Source organism: Sodalis sp. dw_96 (assembly GCF_018449575.1).
In the GTDB taxonomy this organism is placed as follows: domain Bacteria; phylum Pseudomonadota; class Gammaproteobacteria; order Enterobacterales; family Enterobacteriaceae; genus Acerihabitans.
This window is the reverse complement of record NZ_JAAVUT010000001.1, coordinates 20,099-37,554: the sequence shown is the minus strand read 5'-3', so window position 1 is coordinate 37,554 and position 17,456 is coordinate 20,099. Positions and strand designations below refer to the sequence as shown.

The 17,456-nt window shown below is 56.3% G+C and carries 15 protein-coding genes; 4 read left to right on the top strand and 11 right to left on the bottom strand.

The window, feature by feature from the left end:
* Positions 1 to 43 precede the first annotated feature (43 nt).
* Positions 44 to 1,174 carry a VIT1/CCC1 transporter family protein gene (locus tag HB631_RS00150; protein ID WP_213989141.1) on the bottom strand — a complete coding sequence of 377 codons (1,131 nt, stop codon included), beginning with the start codon at positions 1,172 to 1,174 and terminating at the stop codon, positions 44 to 46.
* 418 nt (positions 1,175 to 1,592) lie between these two features.
* On the opposite strand from HB631_RS00150, the gene uxuA reads away from it, so the two are divergent.
* On the top strand, positions 1,593 to 2,660 hold the full coding sequence (gene uxuA / locus HB631_RS00145) for a mannonate dehydratase (RefSeq protein WP_213989140.1): 1,068 nt from the start codon (positions 1,593 to 1,595) through the stop codon (positions 2,658 to 2,660).
* Between the two features lie 321 nt (positions 2,661 to 2,981).
* Here uxuA and HB631_RS00140 read toward each other — a convergent pair whose 3' ends face one another.
* The 5 genes from HB631_RS00140 to HB631_RS00120 all read right to left on the bottom strand — a co-directional run bounded on the left by HB631_RS00140 (position 2,982) and on the right by HB631_RS00120 (position 8,764).
* Complete coding sequence (locus HB631_RS00140) at positions 2,982 to 4,319, bottom strand: MFS transporter (RefSeq protein WP_213989139.1); 1,338 nt, start codon at positions 4,317 to 4,319, stop codon at positions 2,982 to 2,984.
* A 235-nt stretch (positions 4,320 to 4,554) separates the two neighbouring features.
* Positions 4,555 to 5,637, bottom strand: a complete 1,083-nt coding sequence (locus HB631_RS00135; protein ID WP_213989138.1) for an ABC transporter ATP-binding protein — start codon at positions 5,635 to 5,637, stop codon at positions 4,555 to 4,557.
* Between the two features lie 28 nt (positions 5,638 to 5,665).
* A complete protein-coding gene (locus HB631_RS00130) occupies positions 5,666 to 6,505 on the bottom strand; it encodes a carbohydrate ABC transporter permease (protein ID WP_213989137.1) in 840 nt (279 codons plus the stop codon).
* A 6-nt stretch (positions 6,506 to 6,511) separates the two neighbouring features.
* Positions 6,512 to 7,441, bottom strand: coding sequence for a sugar ABC transporter permease (locus tag HB631_RS00125; RefSeq protein ID WP_213989136.1), 930 nt, complete (start codon positions 7,439 to 7,441; stop codon positions 6,512 to 6,514).
* A 60-nt stretch (positions 7,442 to 7,501) separates the two neighbouring features.
* A complete protein-coding gene (locus HB631_RS00120; RefSeq protein ID WP_213989135.1) occupies positions 7,502 to 8,764 on the bottom strand; it encodes an ABC transporter substrate-binding protein in 1,263 nt (420 codons plus the stop codon).
* A gap of 533 nt (positions 8,765 to 9,297) precedes the next feature.
* Between HB631_RS00120 and HB631_RS00115 the strand changes: the two genes are divergently transcribed.
* The 3 genes from HB631_RS00115 to HB631_RS00105 are packed head-to-tail and all read left to right on the top strand — an operon-like array spanning position 9,298 to position 12,093.
* Positions 9,298 to 10,233, top strand: coding sequence for a BadF/BadG/BcrA/BcrD ATPase family protein (locus HB631_RS00115; RefSeq protein ID WP_213989134.1), 936 nt, complete (start codon positions 9,298 to 9,300; stop codon positions 10,231 to 10,233).
* The gene (locus HB631_RS00110) at positions 10,211 to 10,957 is read left to right on the top strand and encodes a GntR family transcriptional regulator (RefSeq protein WP_213989133.1); all 747 of its coding nucleotides are present in this window, start codon (positions 10,211 to 10,213) and stop codon (positions 10,955 to 10,957) included. Before HB631_RS00115 ends, HB631_RS00110 begins: the two co-directional genes overlap by 23 nt.
* Positions 10,957 to 12,093, top strand: a complete 1,137-nt coding sequence (locus HB631_RS00105) for an amidohydrolase family protein (RefSeq protein ID WP_213989132.1) — start codon at positions 10,957 to 10,959, stop codon at positions 12,091 to 12,093. Before HB631_RS00110 ends, HB631_RS00105 begins: the two co-directional genes overlap by 1 nt.
* Before the next feature lie 105 nt (positions 12,094 to 12,198).
* Here the strand turns inward: HB631_RS00105 and HB631_RS00100 are convergent, their stop codons facing one another.
* Genes HB631_RS00100 through HB631_RS00080 form a run of 5 tightly spaced genes read right to left on the bottom strand, consistent with a single transcriptional unit; the run spans position 12,199 to position 16,505 of the window.
* Positions 12,199 to 13,356, bottom strand: coding sequence for a DUF1501 domain-containing protein (locus tag HB631_RS00100; protein WP_213989131.1), 1,158 nt, complete (start codon positions 13,354 to 13,356; stop codon positions 12,199 to 12,201).
* A 3-nt stretch (positions 13,357 to 13,359) separates the two neighbouring features.
* Positions 13,360 to 14,787 carry a DUF1800 domain-containing protein gene (locus tag HB631_RS00095; protein WP_213989130.1) on the bottom strand — a complete coding sequence of 476 codons (1,428 nt, stop codon included), beginning with the start codon at positions 14,785 to 14,787 and terminating at the stop codon, positions 13,360 to 13,362.
* Positions 14,771 to 15,328, bottom strand: a complete 558-nt coding sequence (locus HB631_RS00090) for a periplasmic heavy metal sensor (protein WP_213989129.1) — start codon at positions 15,326 to 15,328, stop codon at positions 14,771 to 14,773. The genes HB631_RS00095 and HB631_RS00090 overlap by 17 nt, the downstream gene beginning before the upstream one ends.
* On the bottom strand, positions 15,328 to 15,948 hold the full coding sequence (locus tag HB631_RS00085; protein WP_213989128.1) for a hypothetical protein: 621 nt from the start codon (positions 15,946 to 15,948) through the stop codon (positions 15,328 to 15,330). The genes HB631_RS00090 and HB631_RS00085 overlap by 1 nt, the downstream gene beginning before the upstream one ends.
* Complete coding sequence (locus HB631_RS00080) at positions 15,945 to 16,505, bottom strand: RNA polymerase sigma factor (protein WP_213989127.1); 561 nt, start codon at positions 16,503 to 16,505, stop codon at positions 15,945 to 15,947. The genes HB631_RS00085 and HB631_RS00080 overlap by 4 nt, the downstream gene beginning before the upstream one ends.
* Positions 16,506 to 17,456: the final 951 nt, after the last annotated feature.

The window sequence follows — 17,456 nt, the reverse complement described above, 5'->3', positions numbered from 1 at the left end:
CTCATCCCGATCATCATCCGCCGCGGTGCGAAATTGACCGGCATCAACGGATGTTGACGCCGATGAGGTGCCCCAGCCCAAAGGTGACCAGGGCGGCGGCCAGGCCGATGGCCAACTGCCGCAGCGCCGAAAAGGTCATTTTCCGGCCGGTGAACAGGCTGGTGGCCGCGCCGATCCCCAGCAAAGCCAGGGTACTCAGCGCAAAACTTGCCGCGAAGGCGGCGGCCCCGTGCAGGAGAAAAAAAGGCAACACCGGGAAAACCGCGCCGAGGGCAAAAAGGCCAAAAGAAACGGCTGCGGCGGACCAGGGCGAACCACCCGGTTCGCTGGGATCGATGCCCAATTTCTCGCGCGACATGGAATCCAGCGCATCTTCCGGCGACTGAAAAAGCTGGTCCGCCAGTCGCCGCGCGGAGAGGGCATCCAGCCCCTTCGACTGGTAAATCACCACCAGATCCTGCTTTTCCATCTCCGGGCTTTCATCGATGGCAGCCTTTTCAGCGGCAATGGCGCGCTTGGCCATTTCCCGCGCGCTGCTCACCGACAGCCATTCACCCATCGCCATCGAACAGGCGCCGGCGACAAGCCCGGCGATACCGGTTAACAGGATGGTAGGTTCATCCACTCTCGCGCCCACCACCCCCATCACCAGGCTGAGATTTGAGACCAGGCCATCATTCGCCCCAAGTACGGCGGCACGCAACGCATTGCCATTGCCGCCTCTGCGCCGGCCTTCAATCACCGCCAGGGTCTTGCCGGACAAGCCCCCCGCCGCAATTGCCGCCGCCTGGACGATGCGGGCGTGGCCATGTTCGTCAGCCGACATGCCGGCGGCGACGGCATCCGGTTCGCCGTCATACACCTGGCTTTCCGTCATCTCGATACGCGCCAGGTAAGGCAATATCGACGCCGGGCCAAAACACCGCGCCGTCCAGGCCAATACCCGCGCGCGCCAACTTGGTTTTGGCTTGGCGACCTCCATTCCCGCTCTTGCCAGCCTGGCCTGCCAGAAGGCGGCATGTTGCGTTTCGGAGGCGGACAGACGTTGAAATACCTCCCTGACGCCAGGTTCGGTCTCCGCCCGTGCAAGGGATGCATAGATACAGGCGGCGTCCACCTCGCCCTGGAGATACTTCCGGAGCATAGGGATATCGGCATTTATCGGCGAGGTCATGGCCTGTACCTCCCGCCTGTTACACGGACTTTTAAGACAGTGGATGGCAAGCGCCGCCTTATAGGCGTCCTGAATTTCATAGGCATCCGTACTCGCTCCCAGAACATTGCCGAGGTGGGCCGCATATGCAATGACATGCGGGTGGGGTTAATATCGGCCCGATGACTAGGCATCGTACTGGTTATTTTTTTATCTATCCAATATTATCGAATAGGATGGTAAGTTGATGAAACCACTGCCAACCGAGTCTGACCAATCGCGTCCCGCCATGCCGGACAACCGCCGCCGTTGTTTTCAACTGCTATCACGGCTACGATCATAATAACGCATACATAAATCAGGCTGTTAAAAGCATATACTAGTATGGTACTATGGCAAAAAATCAATACCCGTTTAGTGATAAAAGGTGGATGTAAACATGCAAATGACAATGCGCTGGTTTGGGCCGGACGAAGATAAAGTCACCCTGGATTATATTCGCCAGGTGCCCGGAGTGGAAGGTGTGGTCGGTGCGTTGTACGACGTGCCGGTGGGGGAAGTCTGGCCGAAAGACAAAATTGAAAAATTGGTTGGGCTGGCGCATAAGGCCAATCTGACGATGGAAGTCATCGAAAGCGTCAATATCCATGACGATATCAAAATCGGATTGCCGAGCCGCGACCAATATATTGCCAATTATAAGCAGACCATCCGCAACCTGGCCGAGTTCGGCGTCAAGGTTATCTGCTATAACTTCATGCCGGTCTTTGACTGGATGAAGACCAATATGAACTACGTGCTGCCTGATGGTTCCCTGACTATGGCCTTTGAAAAAAAGGGCATCGACAAATCGCTGGAAGACGTGGTGAAAGAGGTCCTGGACAATGCCAACGGCTTTGCATTGCCGGGCTGGGAACCGGAGCGTTTGGCCCAGGTGCAGACGCTGTTCGCCAAATATAAAGATGTGGATGATAAAAAGCTGCGAGAAAACCTGGCCTATTTCCTCCAGGCAATTATCCCGGTCTGTGAAGAAGTGGGCGTGAAAATGGCCATTCATCCCGACGATCCGCCGTATTCCATTTTCGGCCTGCCGCGGGTGGTGAAAAACCGTGAGGATTTAGACTGGATTTGCAATGCCGTCGATTCCGAGGCCAACGGCATCACGCTCTGCACCGGCTCCATTGCCGAGGATCCTACCAATGACGTCTACGGGATTCTGGAAGAATTCACCCGCCGTAAACGTATCCATTTCGCCCATGTCCGCAATATCAAGCGCATTCAGGATAAAGACTTCTACGAGTCGGCCCATTTATCCCGCTACGGTTCGCTGGATATGTTTAAAGTCATGAAAACCCTGCATGACAACGGGTTTGACGGTTATATCCGTCCTGACCACGGTCGTTTTATCTGGGGAGAGACCGGTCGCCCCGGCTACGGCCTGTATGACCGCGCCATCGGCCTGAGTTATCTGCTCGGCCTGTGGGAAGCCCTTGAGAACAATGCCTGATTGGCGGTAAATACCTCCGCTGTATGTTTACCGGTTCTCCGCAAATAGACAGCCCCCGATATGGGGGCTCAGACTGCTGACAAACGTACTCGGCGTCAATGAGGCGGGGCAGGCTGCCAGAAAAGTAAACCGTCCGCGCCATGGATGGCGCGGATCGAGCCTCCAGGGATGGATTCACGGCGTGTTTACGATCTGGCAGCCTGTCCCGACCAGGCACTTTGTCAACAAGCTCAGCCCCCGATACGGGGGGTGTTAAGTATAAGCCATGTCTTGCGCTTAACGGGACGCGCCGTGACAAAATCGTCCGAGACGTAAAGCATATCAGCCGCCGCTCCCGCTATTCAGGGCATTGACCGCCGGAGGGACGCGCTCCGCCTGATATTGCCTCACCAGCCGCGGGATAATCAGCGTGCCGGCCAATCCGCACAGCGCCGACAGGGTAAGCCACACCCCCGGCATGGATTTATCCCCCGTGAAATGAATCAGATAGCTGCAGACAGCCGGCGTAAATCCGCCGAACAGGGCCGTAGCCAGACTGTAGGCCATGGAAAATCCGCTGGCGCGCAGTTCCACCGGCATAATCTCGGTCAGATACACCACCATGGCGCCGTTATAACCGGCATAGAGAAATGACAGCCACAGCTCCACTTCCAGCAGATGTTCGAAGGATGCATCCTTCACCAGCCAGCGCAGCGACGGCCAGGCGGTAAAAACCATCAGCAGGGTGAATAGCAGCAGCAACGGTCGCCTGCCGACCCGGTCAGAGAAGGCCCCCGCCACCGGTAGCCAGAAGAGATTGGAAATGCCCACCGCCATGGTAACCAGAAAGCTCTGCCGGTCACTCAATAAAAGCACGGTCTTGCCGAAGGTCGGGGTGAAGGCGGTAATCATGTAGAACATCACCGTGGTGGTGACCACGATCAGCATGCCCGCCAGCACCAGCGCCCAGTGACCCGCCACCGAACGCATAATTTCTTTCATGGAAGGATGGTGGGTGCGCTGGCTAAACACCGCCGTCTCCTCCAGCATGCGCCGGATCCAGAACAGAAACGGCACGATAAGGCAGCCTATGACGAAAGGAATGCGCCAGCCCCAATTGGTCACCTGATCGTTGCTTAACAGATGATTAAGCATCAATCCCAGCAGGGCGGCGAAAATAACCGCCACCTGCTGGCTGCCGGACTGCCAGCTGACATAGAAGCCCTTACGGTTTTTGGGGGCCACTTCCGCCAGGTAAACCGACACGCCGCCAAGTTCCACTCCGGCTGAAAAACCCTGGAGCAAACGGCCCAGCAAAATAATGATCGGCGCCGCCATGCCGAGGGTGGCATAGCCGGGGGTGCAGGCGATGGTCAGGGTGCCCAGCGCCATCAATCCCAGCGTCAGCAGCAGGCCCTTGCGACGACCGTGATGGTCAATATAGGCCCCCAGCAGGATGGCTCCCAGCGGCCGCATCAGGAATCCGGCGCCGAAAGTCATCAAGGTCAGCATCAAGGAGGCAAAGGGGTTCGTACCGGGAAAAAAGGTTTTCGCGATGGCGGTGGCGTAATAGCCAAACACCATAAAATCATACATTTCCAGGAAATTGCCGCTGGTGACGCTAAAAATGGTCTTGGCCCCGCGCTGAGGCAATTTGGCAGACGCAGACAGTGAATTCATGGTGGTTTCCTTGGAAGGGGCGACCTCTTAGACCGAGTCATCGGGAAAAATGCGACATGCTTTTCAGTGTAGATGACAAAACCCCGTCCAAGGCAACCGCACATTAACGTTGTTTATGCGGTGTGAGATCTGGTGCACAATTTTCCGGCTAAAACCCACGCCGTCACTGATAATTTTTTCTTCGGAAAACCCTTTTTGTTTGAAAAATGCCCTCATCGCTCCGTGATGACCATACCTAATCGGTGACGGTGGTCTTGTTGAGGTCCAGGCGTATACCCGCACCATCAAACACATGCACGTTCGCCATATTCACCCCGAGATAAACCGGCTGGTCGTGTTGCCAGAGATGGTCGGGCTTCTCTTCAACCACCACAGTTTGTCCGTTACCCAGCAGCACGCGGATATAGGTGACATTCCCCAAATATTCCGTACCGATAACCTTCCCGCTAAACGCGCTGTCGTCCCGCGGATCGGCGTTAATGATAAAATCCGCGGGCCGGATACCGACGGTGACCGGGCCCTTGCCGGCAGGTTTCGTACTAAGGACGCCGATAGCGTCGATATCAATCCGGGCGTTTGCCATATGCCCGGTGAGCAAATTGATCTTTGGGGTACCGATAAAACCGGCGACGAACAGGTTGGCGGGCTGACGATAAAGCGCCGAAGGCGTGCCGATCTGCTGAATAATGCCCGCGTCCATCACCACGATACGATCCGCCAGCGTCATCGCCTCCACCTGATCATGGGTGACATAAATCATGGTGGTGCCGAGCCGACGGTGTAAATCGGCAATCTCAACCCGCACCTGGTTGCGTAACGCGGCGTCGAGATTCGACAGCGGTTCGTCAAAAAGAAACACTTGCGGGTGGCGCGTAATGGCGCGGCCTATGGCCACCCTTTGCCGCTGTCCGCCGGACAATTGCCCGGGCTTGCGTTTGAGGTAGGGCTCCAGCTCCAGTATGCGTGTCGCTTCAGCGACGCGATCGGCAATGATTTTCGCCGGCTCGCGCGCCTGGCGCAGGCCAAGGGTCATGTTGCCCTCGACGGTCAGATGAGGATAAAGGGCATAGCTTTGAAACACCATGGCGATTCCGCGATGAGCGGGGGCCAGTAGGCTGACGTCTTTATCACCGATGATAACCTCGCCGCTGGTTTGGTTTTCGAGGCCGGCGATAATACGCAGCAAAGTCGATTTTCCGCAGCCGGAAGGACCGACTATCACCACAAACTCTCCGTTGGCCACGTCAACGTCAACGCGCTTTAGCACCTCGGTTTTATGATAACATTTGGTGATATTACGCAAAATAAGATTTCCCATGAAACGGGTTTCCTTTCGTTAAGCCTGTTTATTTCACGGCGCCGGAAGTAATGCCGCTGATGATTTGCCGTGAAAAAATGAGATAAAGAATAACAATGGGAATGATTGCCAACGTGAGGGCGGCCAGCACGGCATTCCAATTGGTGACAAATTGTCCGATAAAGGTCTGGGCCCCCAACGTAACGGTGCGGGTTTCCTCACCCGGCGCGAGAACCAGCGGAAACCAGAGGTCGTTCCAAATGGGGATCATGGTAAAAACGCAGATAGTGGCAATGGCCGGACGCATAATGGGCATCACCAGACGAAACAAAATGCGATATTCCGACAGACCGTCTATACGGGCGGCATTTTTGAGATCGTCGGAAACCTGTCGCATCAATTCCGACAGGACAAACACCGCCAACGGCAGGTGCTGAGCGGTATACACCAGGATCAGCGCGGTGCGGGTATTGCTGAGCCCGGTATCCGCCATCAGCTTTAAAATGGCCACGGTGCCCAGTCTGATAGGGATCATAATCCCCAGGATCAGGTAGAGGTTGACCGCCTCTTTGCCTCGGAATTCATATTCCGACACGGCAAAAGCCGCCATCGCGCCGAACACGATGGTCAGCACCAGCGACACCAGGGTGATGATGAAACTGTTTTCAAAATAAAGTGGAAAATTGCCGATACTGAATACCGTTTTATAACCAATCAGGCTGAAGGCCTGTCCGACCGGGAGCGACATCGGTTCATTGAATATCCAGGCGCGGCCTTTAAAAGAATTGATAACGATCAGGATTACCGGTGCGATACAAATTGCCGCATAGAAGATCAGAATGGCATGAATGGGTGCGATGACGCGCAGACGGCTATAAAATGAATTCATGACGCCTCACAATTTGTAATAGGTTAAACGGCGTTGAATACCGAACAGATAAAGCATCACGCCAACAAGAATAATGGCAAACATAATGCCCGCAATGGTGGCGCCCATATAGGGATCGCCAAGCTGGGTGGTATTGCCAAAGAAGGTGCGAAACAACAGCGTACCCAGCAGCTCGGTCGATCCGTCCGGCCCGGCAAAAACCCCCTGCGCGACATACACCAGATCAAAGGCGTTAAAATTACCGACAAAAGTCAGAATGGAAATTATCCCGATGGACGGCCACAGTAATGGAAGTTTTATTTTGAAAAATTGCGCGAAGCCGGTGATGCCGTCGCATTCGGCCGCCTCGATGAGTTCATCCGGGATGGATAAAAGCGCGGCGTAAATCAGCATCATCGGAATGCCGACAAATTGCCAGACCGAAATAAGCGAGAGAGTTATCAGCGCGGTGCTCTGCTGACCCAGCCAGGGCTGAAACCAGGATCCCAGTCCCACCGCGCTCAACAGCGATTCCGCCACGCCCCAGGTCGGACTCAGTATCAACCGCCAGGCAAAACCGACGATGACAAAAGAGAGCATCGCGGGAATAAAAAATATCGTGCGGTAAACCGCCTTGCCTTTCACGATGGGCAGCGACAGCAGCGCCGCAAGAGCTATGCCGATGGGGTTTTGCACAATCATATGAATAACAAAGAAAAGAAAATTATTTTTCAGCGCATTCCAGAATTGTCCGGACCAAAAGACATCGCCGAATAGCTTTTTATAATTAGCCAATCCGATGAAGACCTGTTGGTCAGTGTCGTGACCTGAATAGAGCGACATCCGCAGGCTCTCGAATAACGGCCAGACCATGACGACGCTGTAAATAACAATAGCCGGAATAAGAAATACCGGAATATACCAACGAAAAGGACGCTTATTTCTCACTGCGATCATAAAAACCTCTCACAATATGACATTCAGCCGGCGTTGGCCGACTGAATAAGCACTCGGTTATTATTTCGCCGCTTTTTGCGGACCGTACCAGCCCACACTGTCCTGCATGCGTTTTGCCGCGTCCTGCGGGGTGAGCGTTCCGCTGATCACCGCCGCCGATACCACTTTATTCAGCTCTTCGGTGCTGGGATTACCCCGGGAAAGAATCTGATAAAACGGCCGGATGGTGGTTTCGCAGCGGGTGCGCATTTTCATAAAATCCATAGCCAGGGGATCGGTAATCTTGACCTTGGCTTTCGACAACGGGAAAAATCCCGGCAGCGCGCTGGCGTAAAGTTGGGCGAATTCATCCGACGCCACCCAGCTCAAAAAAAGTCGCGCGGCTTCCGGATGCGGAGTTTTGGCATTCATGCCCATCGCGATATCCGGGTGATCGGTGACATAACATTTGCCGTTTTCATCCACAGGCGGCGGAAAGGCCCCCATGGCAAAATCGACGCCCTGGCTTTCGAACGGCGCGATTTCAAACGATCCGCCGGGATAGATAATCGCCCGGCCAAGGGTAAACATATTCTGGCTATCGGAATAAGAGCGGGCCTTGAAACCTTTGCCCATATACGGAGCCCAGCGTTGAAGCACCTCGAAAGGTTTAACCCAGTCCGGGTCGGTGAGTTTCTGCGTTCCGTCAAGCAGCGCCTTGCGGCCGACCTCTCCTTTCCAAAACGTCGGGCCGATATTCTGATAGCCCATTGACGCCGTGCCCCACTCGTCGGCGGTTCCCATCGCCAGCGGCGTATAGGTACCGTCTTTTTTTATCGCATCCAGCAGTTTAAAAAACTCCTCCTGGGTGGTGGGCGGCGTCAGTCCCAGTTTCTTAAACGCATCCTTGTTGTAGATAAAACCGTGCAGGACCGCCGCCATGGGAACGCAAAAAGTCGATTTCCCGTCGTCGGTGGACCAGGCGGTTTTCGCCAGCGGAGTGAAATTAGCCATGCCGGGCAGCTGAGTTAAATCCGCCAGTTGGCCGCGCTGAAACATATTGAGGGAAATATCAAAAGGCCGGCAGGTAATCAGGTCGCCGGCGGTTCGGGAATCCAGTTTGGCATTCAGGGCCGCGTTATATTGTGTTGAAACCGTCGGCGAAAAGGTAACGTGAATGTCGGGATGCTCTTTATGAAAAACCGGTAGAATTTTTTCCTGCCAGATCATCAGATCATCATTACGCCAACTTTCGATGGTCAGCTCAGTGCTCTGCGCGGAGGCGGGCGCAACGATTGCGAGAAAGAAGCCTGCGAATAAGGCCGCTATACCGAGAGATTTCATAAGCGTTTCCTGTTTGATGTGGTTTTTCGTGGCGTTTTGATTATCTGGGTTCTAAATTAATACCAAAAAAAACCATTTAGCAAGAAGTGATTTATACTTTTAACGAGGGTTTTGCTGATTAAATATGAGAATCTTATCTTTAGTATTGAATTACTCCTCCGACGCGTCATACATAGCAAAGGCTTAATGGGTTCGTTATAAATATAATAAAAAACGATAACGATAACGCCATAAGAAAAAGATATGTGGAACACAATGTTTTATTATAACTGAATAATAATCATATTTTTTAATATGTTATATCTATCTATAGATAAAAATACCAGACAAGAAAAATTGACTTAATGTTATAAAAATATTTTTAAAAAGGAACCCCCATTGGCTATTTATCTGTCTCTATTTTGACTTTATGAGATATAAAGTTCTTATGACCTTCTTCGGTAAAAGACAAAAATTAAAGGCATGCGCTAAAATATTGCCGCGTTAGCAGCAAAGGGTATTGATCTTTTTCGACCAATTGGTATTGTATTGGTATGAACATAATCTTGATCTTCTGTATCGACGGCGGGGGGACAAATACGCGCGGCCGGCTATATGACCGTGACGGTACGGTACTGGCCGATGCCGTTGCCGGGCCATGCAATGTTTCCTCCGACCCTGCTATGGCCGCTGATAATGTCGTCTCGGTGTGGCGTGCCTGTGCGGCACAGCACGGCCAAGGCGAACTGTCGCCGGAGAATGTCACGGCGGTGATCGCCGCCGCCGGCACGCTGCCCACCGTCACCCGGGGCGTTTTTCTGCAACGGATCCCGCCCTTCGCCACGCTGTCGCTGGAAATGGATGGCCACGCGGCGCTGATAGGCGCCGGCGCCGGCAGGCCGTGCGCATTGATTATCGCCGGTACCGGGGCGGTGGCCCATCGCCTGTATCCCGACGGGCGGTCGATTCGCCGGGACGGCTGGGGCTGGATCGGCGGCGATCGCGGCTCCGGCGTGTGGTTAGGCCGCAAAGCGCTGCGTCACGCGGTTGAGGTTTATGACGGGATAAAGGCGCCGACGATATTGGCGCGCCGTATCCTGCAACAACTCGCATCACAGGGCGGCATTGCCGAAAGTTTCGCCGGCATCCGTCCGTTTCAGATTGCCGCTTACGCCCCGTGGGTGATCGCCAGCGCACAGGAAGGCGACCTGTTTGCCCAGGGACTGTTACATGAGGCCACGGATCATTATGAACGGCTTGCCGCCCTGCTGGATTTGGATGAAAGCGTGCCGCTGTTTATGGCCGGAGGCCTTGCCGGCGTTCTCGGTCCCGGTCTCGCCCGACGGCTGGGAAGGCCGGTGGCCGTTCCGGCCGCCGATGCGCTGTACGGCTGCTATCTCATTGCCACGGGCGCGGCGACATCTGATGATGCCTCATTTAGCACCTATCAGGATGAAGAGGCATTAAATGGAAATGACCACTCTCGGTAACTTTCTTAAGGCGCGCATGGCGTTGCAGCCCAACGGTTTAAGAAGCGCGATTGTCGCCAGGGTATTGGAAGAGGCGGTACAGGCGGGGGAATTGCTGCCGGGGGAAAAGCTGCCGGCCGAACGACTGCTGTGCGAGGTGCTTGATGTATCGCGCACTACCCTGCGCAGCGGACTGGAATTTCTCGAGGAATCAGGGGTTATCGATCGCCGTCCGGGGGCCGGTACCTTTATCAGCGCCCGGGTGATGGCACCTAAAGAAGTGCTTACCGGCTTTTCGAAAGATATGGAAAACCGCGGCGTCAAGGCGCACTCACGCCTGCTCTCCACCCGGCGCGGACTTGTGCTGCCGGACGAGACCTTCAATTTGGGTCTGGCGCCCGGCGCATGGGTGCTGCGCCTTGAACAATTGCGGTTCGCCGATCAAATCCCGATATATATCGAGTCGTCGGTAATCCCTGTGGACGCCGTACCCGCGGGCTATGACGGTTCAACATCCCTGTATGCCGCGATGTTATCCATGGGGACCAAACCGGTGAAAATTGTCCAGCGCTACGGGGCCGTCCTCGCCACCGCCGAACAGGCCGCACACTTGGGCATTTCTGCGGGCGACCCGCTGCTTGTATTGCAACGGCTCGGATTTTCCGCCCAAGGCCATGCCGTGGAATTTACGCGTTCTCATTTTCGCGGGGATCGCTTCTTTATCTCAACGGAGCTCGATGTCTGATGCAAAATAATTTTTTTATCGATGGAACCATACTGACGCCCGGCGGATGGGTAAAAGGGAAAATTGAAGTAATCGGTTCTCTTATCGCGTCAATTCACGGTGAGAGGCTTCGTCCCGGAGAACATCCTCACGCGCCGTTTATTTTACCGGGATTTGTCGATCTTCATGTGCACGGCGGCGGCGGATTTGATTGCCTGGAAGGCGAGGCGTCCACACGCGGCATGGTTGATTTTCATGCCCGTAACGGAACGGTGGCCATCCTTCCAACCACCTCCACCGCGCCGATAGAGATGATAGAAACGGCCCTCGGCGGTATCGCCCGGGTGATGGCAAGCCATAAAGATACCGACGCGGAAATTCTTGGATCGCATCTGGAAGGACCCTTTATCAGCGAACATCGCCTCGGCGCCCAAGAGACAAGACCCTTGGAAGGCGATGTTAGGCTGGCCGCGCGTTGGGCGGACATTTGCCCGATCCGTGTGGCCACGGTGGCGCCTGAAATCACCGGGGGAATGGCGGTGGCAAGAGAGTTCGCCAAGAGCGGGACCCGGCTGCAGGTCGGCCATAGCATTGCCGACGACGAAACCCTGCGCCATGCCTTTGCCATCGGTTATACCGGTTATACCCATCTGTTTAACGCCATGACCCCGGTTGATCATAAAACTTTCGGCATTGCCGCTTATGCCATGGCTCACGGGCTCCATGCTGAAATCATTACCGATCTGCGACACGTACATCCCACGGTGCTGCTGGCGGCCTGCCGCGCCATCCCCAAGCTGTACGCCATTACCGATGCGGTAGGCGTGGCCGGGCTGCCTGATGGTGAACATACCACCCGGGGCGGCAGACGCACCATCATCAAAACCGGTATCGACGTTTTCCTGAAAAACCGCCCCACCACCCGCGGCGGCAGCGGCGCAACCATGATCTCCAACTTTCAGAGCCTTATGTCCCTAGGACTGTCACTCGAATTGGTTTCCGAAATGACATCGACGCGGGCTGCGGATTATATAGGCGCGAGTGATTTAGGAAGGATCCAACCCGGCATGAAAGCCTCATTGGTACGGCTGGACGCCGGCTACAATCTGGAGCAGGTGTATATAAAGGGCAACGCCGTGCTCAATCATCTGAAATAAAAGCGACCCCGCCACGCACCCGCTGACGTTTGTCGTTATCCCGGCGGCGCCTCCGCGCGGGTGAGCCTGAACCGATGAATATTACCCCGCGGCGCATCAGCCTCTTTAAAGGTTAAGCAATGGCGCCATAGGCCGGTTAGCGGACGCCATGGCCGGGAACAGGACACGGCCTGCCCGTTTCGGGTCGAGACTGAAACACTCGCTGACCACGGCGGTCACCAGCGCATCCAATGCCAGCGTCGGCTTCAAATCACGCCCCTGGTAAAGGGCGCCCGGGGACAGCCCCGGCCAATCCGCCAGCACCCGGCCGCCCTTCACCGCGCCACCGAACAGCATGGCGACGCTGCCGGTGCCGTGATCGGTGCCGCCGGTGCCGTTGGCGGCCGCGGTGCGGCCAAATTCGGTGGCTACCATCACCGTGGTGTTGTTCCACTCATCCGCCAGACCGGCGCGCAGCGACGCCACCAGCATATCCAGCGACTTGAGCTGGCCGCTGAGCCGGCCGGTCTGCGCGGTATGCGTATCCCAGCCGCCGGTCTCGATCATCGCGATGCGCGGCCCGTCGCGCCGGCTGAGGAAATTAGCCGCCATCCGGCCGATTTCCTCGGGAATCTGCTTTGAACGGCCATTACCGGCGTTCATGTCGCCGGCGATATTGCGGGCATTGAGGGCTTCCGACCACAGGCCGTGCAGCTGTTGATCGTGTTGGTATAGCTGGGCGACCCGCAATAATAAATCGTCGGACGTCTGCGGCAAGGACGACGGCGCATAAGAGATAACATCAATCGGTCCGCGCAACGCCAGCGGCACCGTCGGCGATAAGGCGATGGCCTCGCGATCCGGCGGGGGAAGCAGCGACAGCAGCCGGTTGAGCCAGCCGGTTTTAAGCTGGTAAGGCAGCGTGCCGCCGGTCTCAAGAATGTTTTGCCCGTCAAAATGCGAACGGTCGCGGTATGGCGAGGCGACGGCGTGCATAAACAGCGCCTGCTTGAGATTATACAGTTTTGCCGTCTCCGCCAACGCCGGGTGCAGCGCGAACGTACCGTCAAGCCTGAGGGGGGATTCCACCGCCGCCGCACCGCGTAAACGGGCATAGTCCGGATCGGCAAAGGGTATGACGGTATCAAGCCCGTCGGCCGCGCCGCGCTGTATGATGAACACGAAACGGCGCTCGGTGGCGGCATTGGCAAACACCACCCGCGGTGCAAACAGGGCGCCGGCGGCGGCAATCACACCGCAGCGCAGAAAATCACGTCGTTGCATGTTTTATCGCCTCAAAAAGTCAGGGGAAACCAATAACAGCGCCAGCCCGGAAACGGGACTTTCGGCACGGGATATCGCCGTGGCGCTTGTCTCGCTTAACACACCGGGCAGGATCTGACGCGCCAATACCCTAGGATCGGACGTATTGCCGGCATGAAACGCCATCCGCTGGGCCAATTCAACCCGTCGAACCAGCGCATCCGGCGCCGCCCAGCCGGCGGCGATATCATCCCAACCCGCCGGCGAGCCGGGGCGCCACACCGGCTGCCCCAATTGCGTCATCAATTGGCTGAAATTGACGTCTTGCACGTCCCGCAGGCCCAGCGCCCGGTAACCTGATATCAGCCATTCCCAAGGCGTTTTAAATTTATTGGCCGGCATGGCCCAGGTTTCCGGGGCATCCACTAGCGCGCGGTATAGCGCCGGCAGGGAGCCCCGCTGGTGTATAAAGGTCTCTGTCAGCCGATCCACCAGCGCTTTGGCGGGGGTATCCTGGGAAAAATGGCGCGCCAGTTTGGTGGCGATATGCCGGGCGGTTGCCGGCGATGCGGCGTAATCCCGCAGGATGGCCAGCCCTTGATCCTCGCCCTGTCCGGCATACTGCCGGCCTAGCACCGTGCGAACGCCGGGCTGATGAAGCGCCGGAAAAAACCGAAAAGCGCCGGGCACGGCATTGGGCGGCGGCTGGTCGCCGGCACGGACCGGGCGCGGCGGGTTCTGCTCCGGTCCGGCGACGCCCCAGCCGGTCAGCGCGCGGGCAAATTCGGTGACGTCGTTTTGCGTATAGCCGGTACGGGCGCCCAGAGTGTGTAGTTCCATGGTTTCTCGGGCAAAATTCTCGTTAAGGCCGCGAGGATTTTTGTTCCCGGTCTTATCCCCCTTGCGGTCGGCTCGCAGGGCGGCCGGACTATCCGGTCCGATGGATGTCGTCTGGTCCAGATAGAGCAGCATGGCGGGATGCTGTTCCACCGCCATCAATAAATCTTCGAACCGTCCCAGCACATGGGGGCGGATGGCTTCGGCTTCAAAGCCGCCGGCCAGTCCGATAACCGCGCCTTTTTCAACTGAAAGCGCAAAATGGTTGGCCCAGAAATGTACCAGCCGTTCAATAAAAGGCGTGGGAGTCAGCAATGCGCTTTGGGCGCGGATTTGCACGGCCTGCAGATAGATGTCCCGCTGTTCGGCCCGTTGCTCCCGCAGCGCATCACTGCGAACCAGCGGGTCTTGACCGCGCAGATCGCGCTGCGTCAGCATATCCGCCGCCAGCACCCCCGCGCTGGCGGGTAACGGGTCCCAGGGCTCGGTTAACGGTTGGTAAATCTCGAATTGATCCAGCAGATAGCGCCGCGCATTGTCCGGCGGATCTTCATCGGGCCGCGCGCCAAGGCCAAAGCGATTGAGCGCTATCGCCGCCTCAGGGATTGCGGTCATGCGCGTCCCCCGCCGCCTGGCGGACTGATGCCGCCGGCGCGTCAGCGGAGACATGCAGCGGACCGCGCTGGATCAACGCCTCCGCCAGCGTGTGGCGCTGAGGTGAGGACAAGGTGGAGGCGTAGTCGATCACCGCGTTCTCCACCCGGGCGCGTATCGCCATATCTGCTGTACGGGTACGCGCCGCGGCGGCTTCGGCGTCACGGGCGTTGAACACCGGGGCGGCAAGGAGATGCGCCAGTTCGCGCCGGCCTTCACGGGCAGTCTGAACGTCATTCCGGCTGTCGTTGCGGGCGGTGCGCAACGCGCCGCGCAACGCATCGCTCTGATCGGACGGCAACGCGTCGACCACATAACGCATGCCGTAATGCTGTTGACCGGACAGATCCCGCATCAGCCACTCGAGAATGACCCAACGCACCACCGCCCCGCCGATCGCCGCGAAAAAGAACAGGTTGATAGCCAGCGAGACCGCCAGGGCGCCTTTCATTTTCTTCGACCCTTTCATGTCCGATGCTTTCATTTTCGATGACAAAATCATTAATCGCTCCATTCGGCGATATTGACGCCAAAAACATCGCTGTTATCGCTTAAACCGTCGTGATGGGATTCGGATGCGGTGAGATTAAACATCGCCGAAAAAGCCACTGCCCCGGCCAACATCCCCGCCAGCCCTATGCCCGCAAGGCCAATGCCCACCCAGCCCGCTGCCCCGCGCCGCGTCGGGGGCCGCCGTACCGACGATGCCATGGCCGTTTTCGCCGTTCTGGATGCCGGTTCCAACGGCGGTAACATCAATGACTGCTCCGTCGCTCTGGATGCCGGTTCCGACGGCGGTAATATCAATGACTGCTCCGTCGCTCTGGGTGCCGGTTCCGGCAGCGGTACTGTCATTGCCTGCTCCGTCGCTCTGGGTGCCGGTTCCGGCAGCGGTACTGTCATTGCCTGCTCCGCTATCCTTGCCGCCAGTGCCGGCGACGGCGATGGTACGTTGTAGCCATCAAGCCAGTCGTCGAGCATACGTGCCCGCCCGATGACCTGGCGCAAGAAGCGAGGGTCTTGGGCAACCAACAGCCGCGCCTGGACGCGCTCAGCGGGCGGCCAGCGTTCGATATCGGCGCCGTAGGCCTCAAGCAGGCGCCGAAAACGATTCGGTGTCATAAGAATTCCTCAGTCTTATCGGCCTGCAGCGATATTCGCAACTTCTGTCGCGCACGGGCCAGCATACTCTCCAGCGCTTCCTCGCTGACCGCCATAAGGTCAGCCACTTCAGCCTGCGGCAACCCTTGGAAATAGTGCAATACCAGCGCTTCCCGCTGTCGCGGCGGCAAAGCCATCAGCGCCCTCCTCATGCGTTCGCTGCGCTGACGGGCGGCAATCATTTCCGCCGGTTCCAGGGCCGGATCCACCGTTTCCGGCAAAATCTCCACCGGTTGTTCACGATGGGCGCGCAGCCGGTCATGGCACAGATTGAGCGCCACGCGATACAGCCAACTGTCGAAACGCGCCACCCCCGGTTTCCAGTGGGGCGCCTGCTGCCAAACGCGGACAAACAGTTCCTGCGCGACGTCTTCGGCTTCGCCGCGATCCCCCAGCATCCGCTGCGCCAGGGACAGCACCCACGGCAGCTTGCGCGCAACCAGTTGACGCATGGCGTTTCCATCGCCTGCGCCCACGCGAATGAGCAACGCCAGATCGGGATCTGTCTCTTGCCGCAAGAAATGTTATCTCCTTTGCCCAAGCCGGGAACGGCCAATTCAGCGATTACGCCGGTCAGCGTTTGCGGCAACACAACTATTAAACGTATCAGAGCCGCCGGATCCGTCGCGGCGGGCGCAAATAATTTTCCATCGGTACGGATTAAGAATACTTAAGAAGCATCAAGGCACAGCAATACGCCAGAAGGGAGTATTGAAGGAGACTTATCCTTTTGACGCCCACTTCGGCCGGCTCAGAAAATCGGACCGCACATCCTATCTTGCGCCGTCGAAAATAAAATAAAAATGCCCGCCATACAAAATCCATTAACGCTTATAATCATTACCCATCACATAGTTTCTCAAGCAAGGTTCATAATGAAAAAATTACTGCTGTGTCTGGCTTTATTGATAGGTACGCTGCCGGTAGCCACGATGAGTTTCGCCCAAAGCCCCAACAGTGAGAGAGTGGTGGTTGTCCATCACCACCGCCATCACGTCAGAAAACATCATATTGTAAGAAGGCATCGACCCATTCACCATGTTGTTGTGCGTGAGGCCGGGCGTAACAACTAACCTTTTTTCGTTGGCGGGCAGCTCACTGTCCGCCGTACATTGCGATAGCCGTTAACACCTTTATCTCAAATACCTCAAATACCTCAAATACCTCAAATAAATTTTCCTCGCTATCCCATGGCGTCACAAAGTAGAAAACACGGATTTCTTCACCAACGCGTAATAATGGCAATGTTTTCTCATAAGGTTTTTCCCACAAAAGAACAAAAAAGTACAATACATGGATGGGTATACTTTTTTATGGGCAAAAAAAGAGTCACAAAATACTAACAGTTAATAAAGCCGTGTTTCTTTGGTGAAAAGCGTGAGAGACAGAACATAAAAATGCCTGAAAACCATTGATGAGAATAACCACTTGGTATATTTACAAGTAACGTTATAACAAAAATAGCTTTT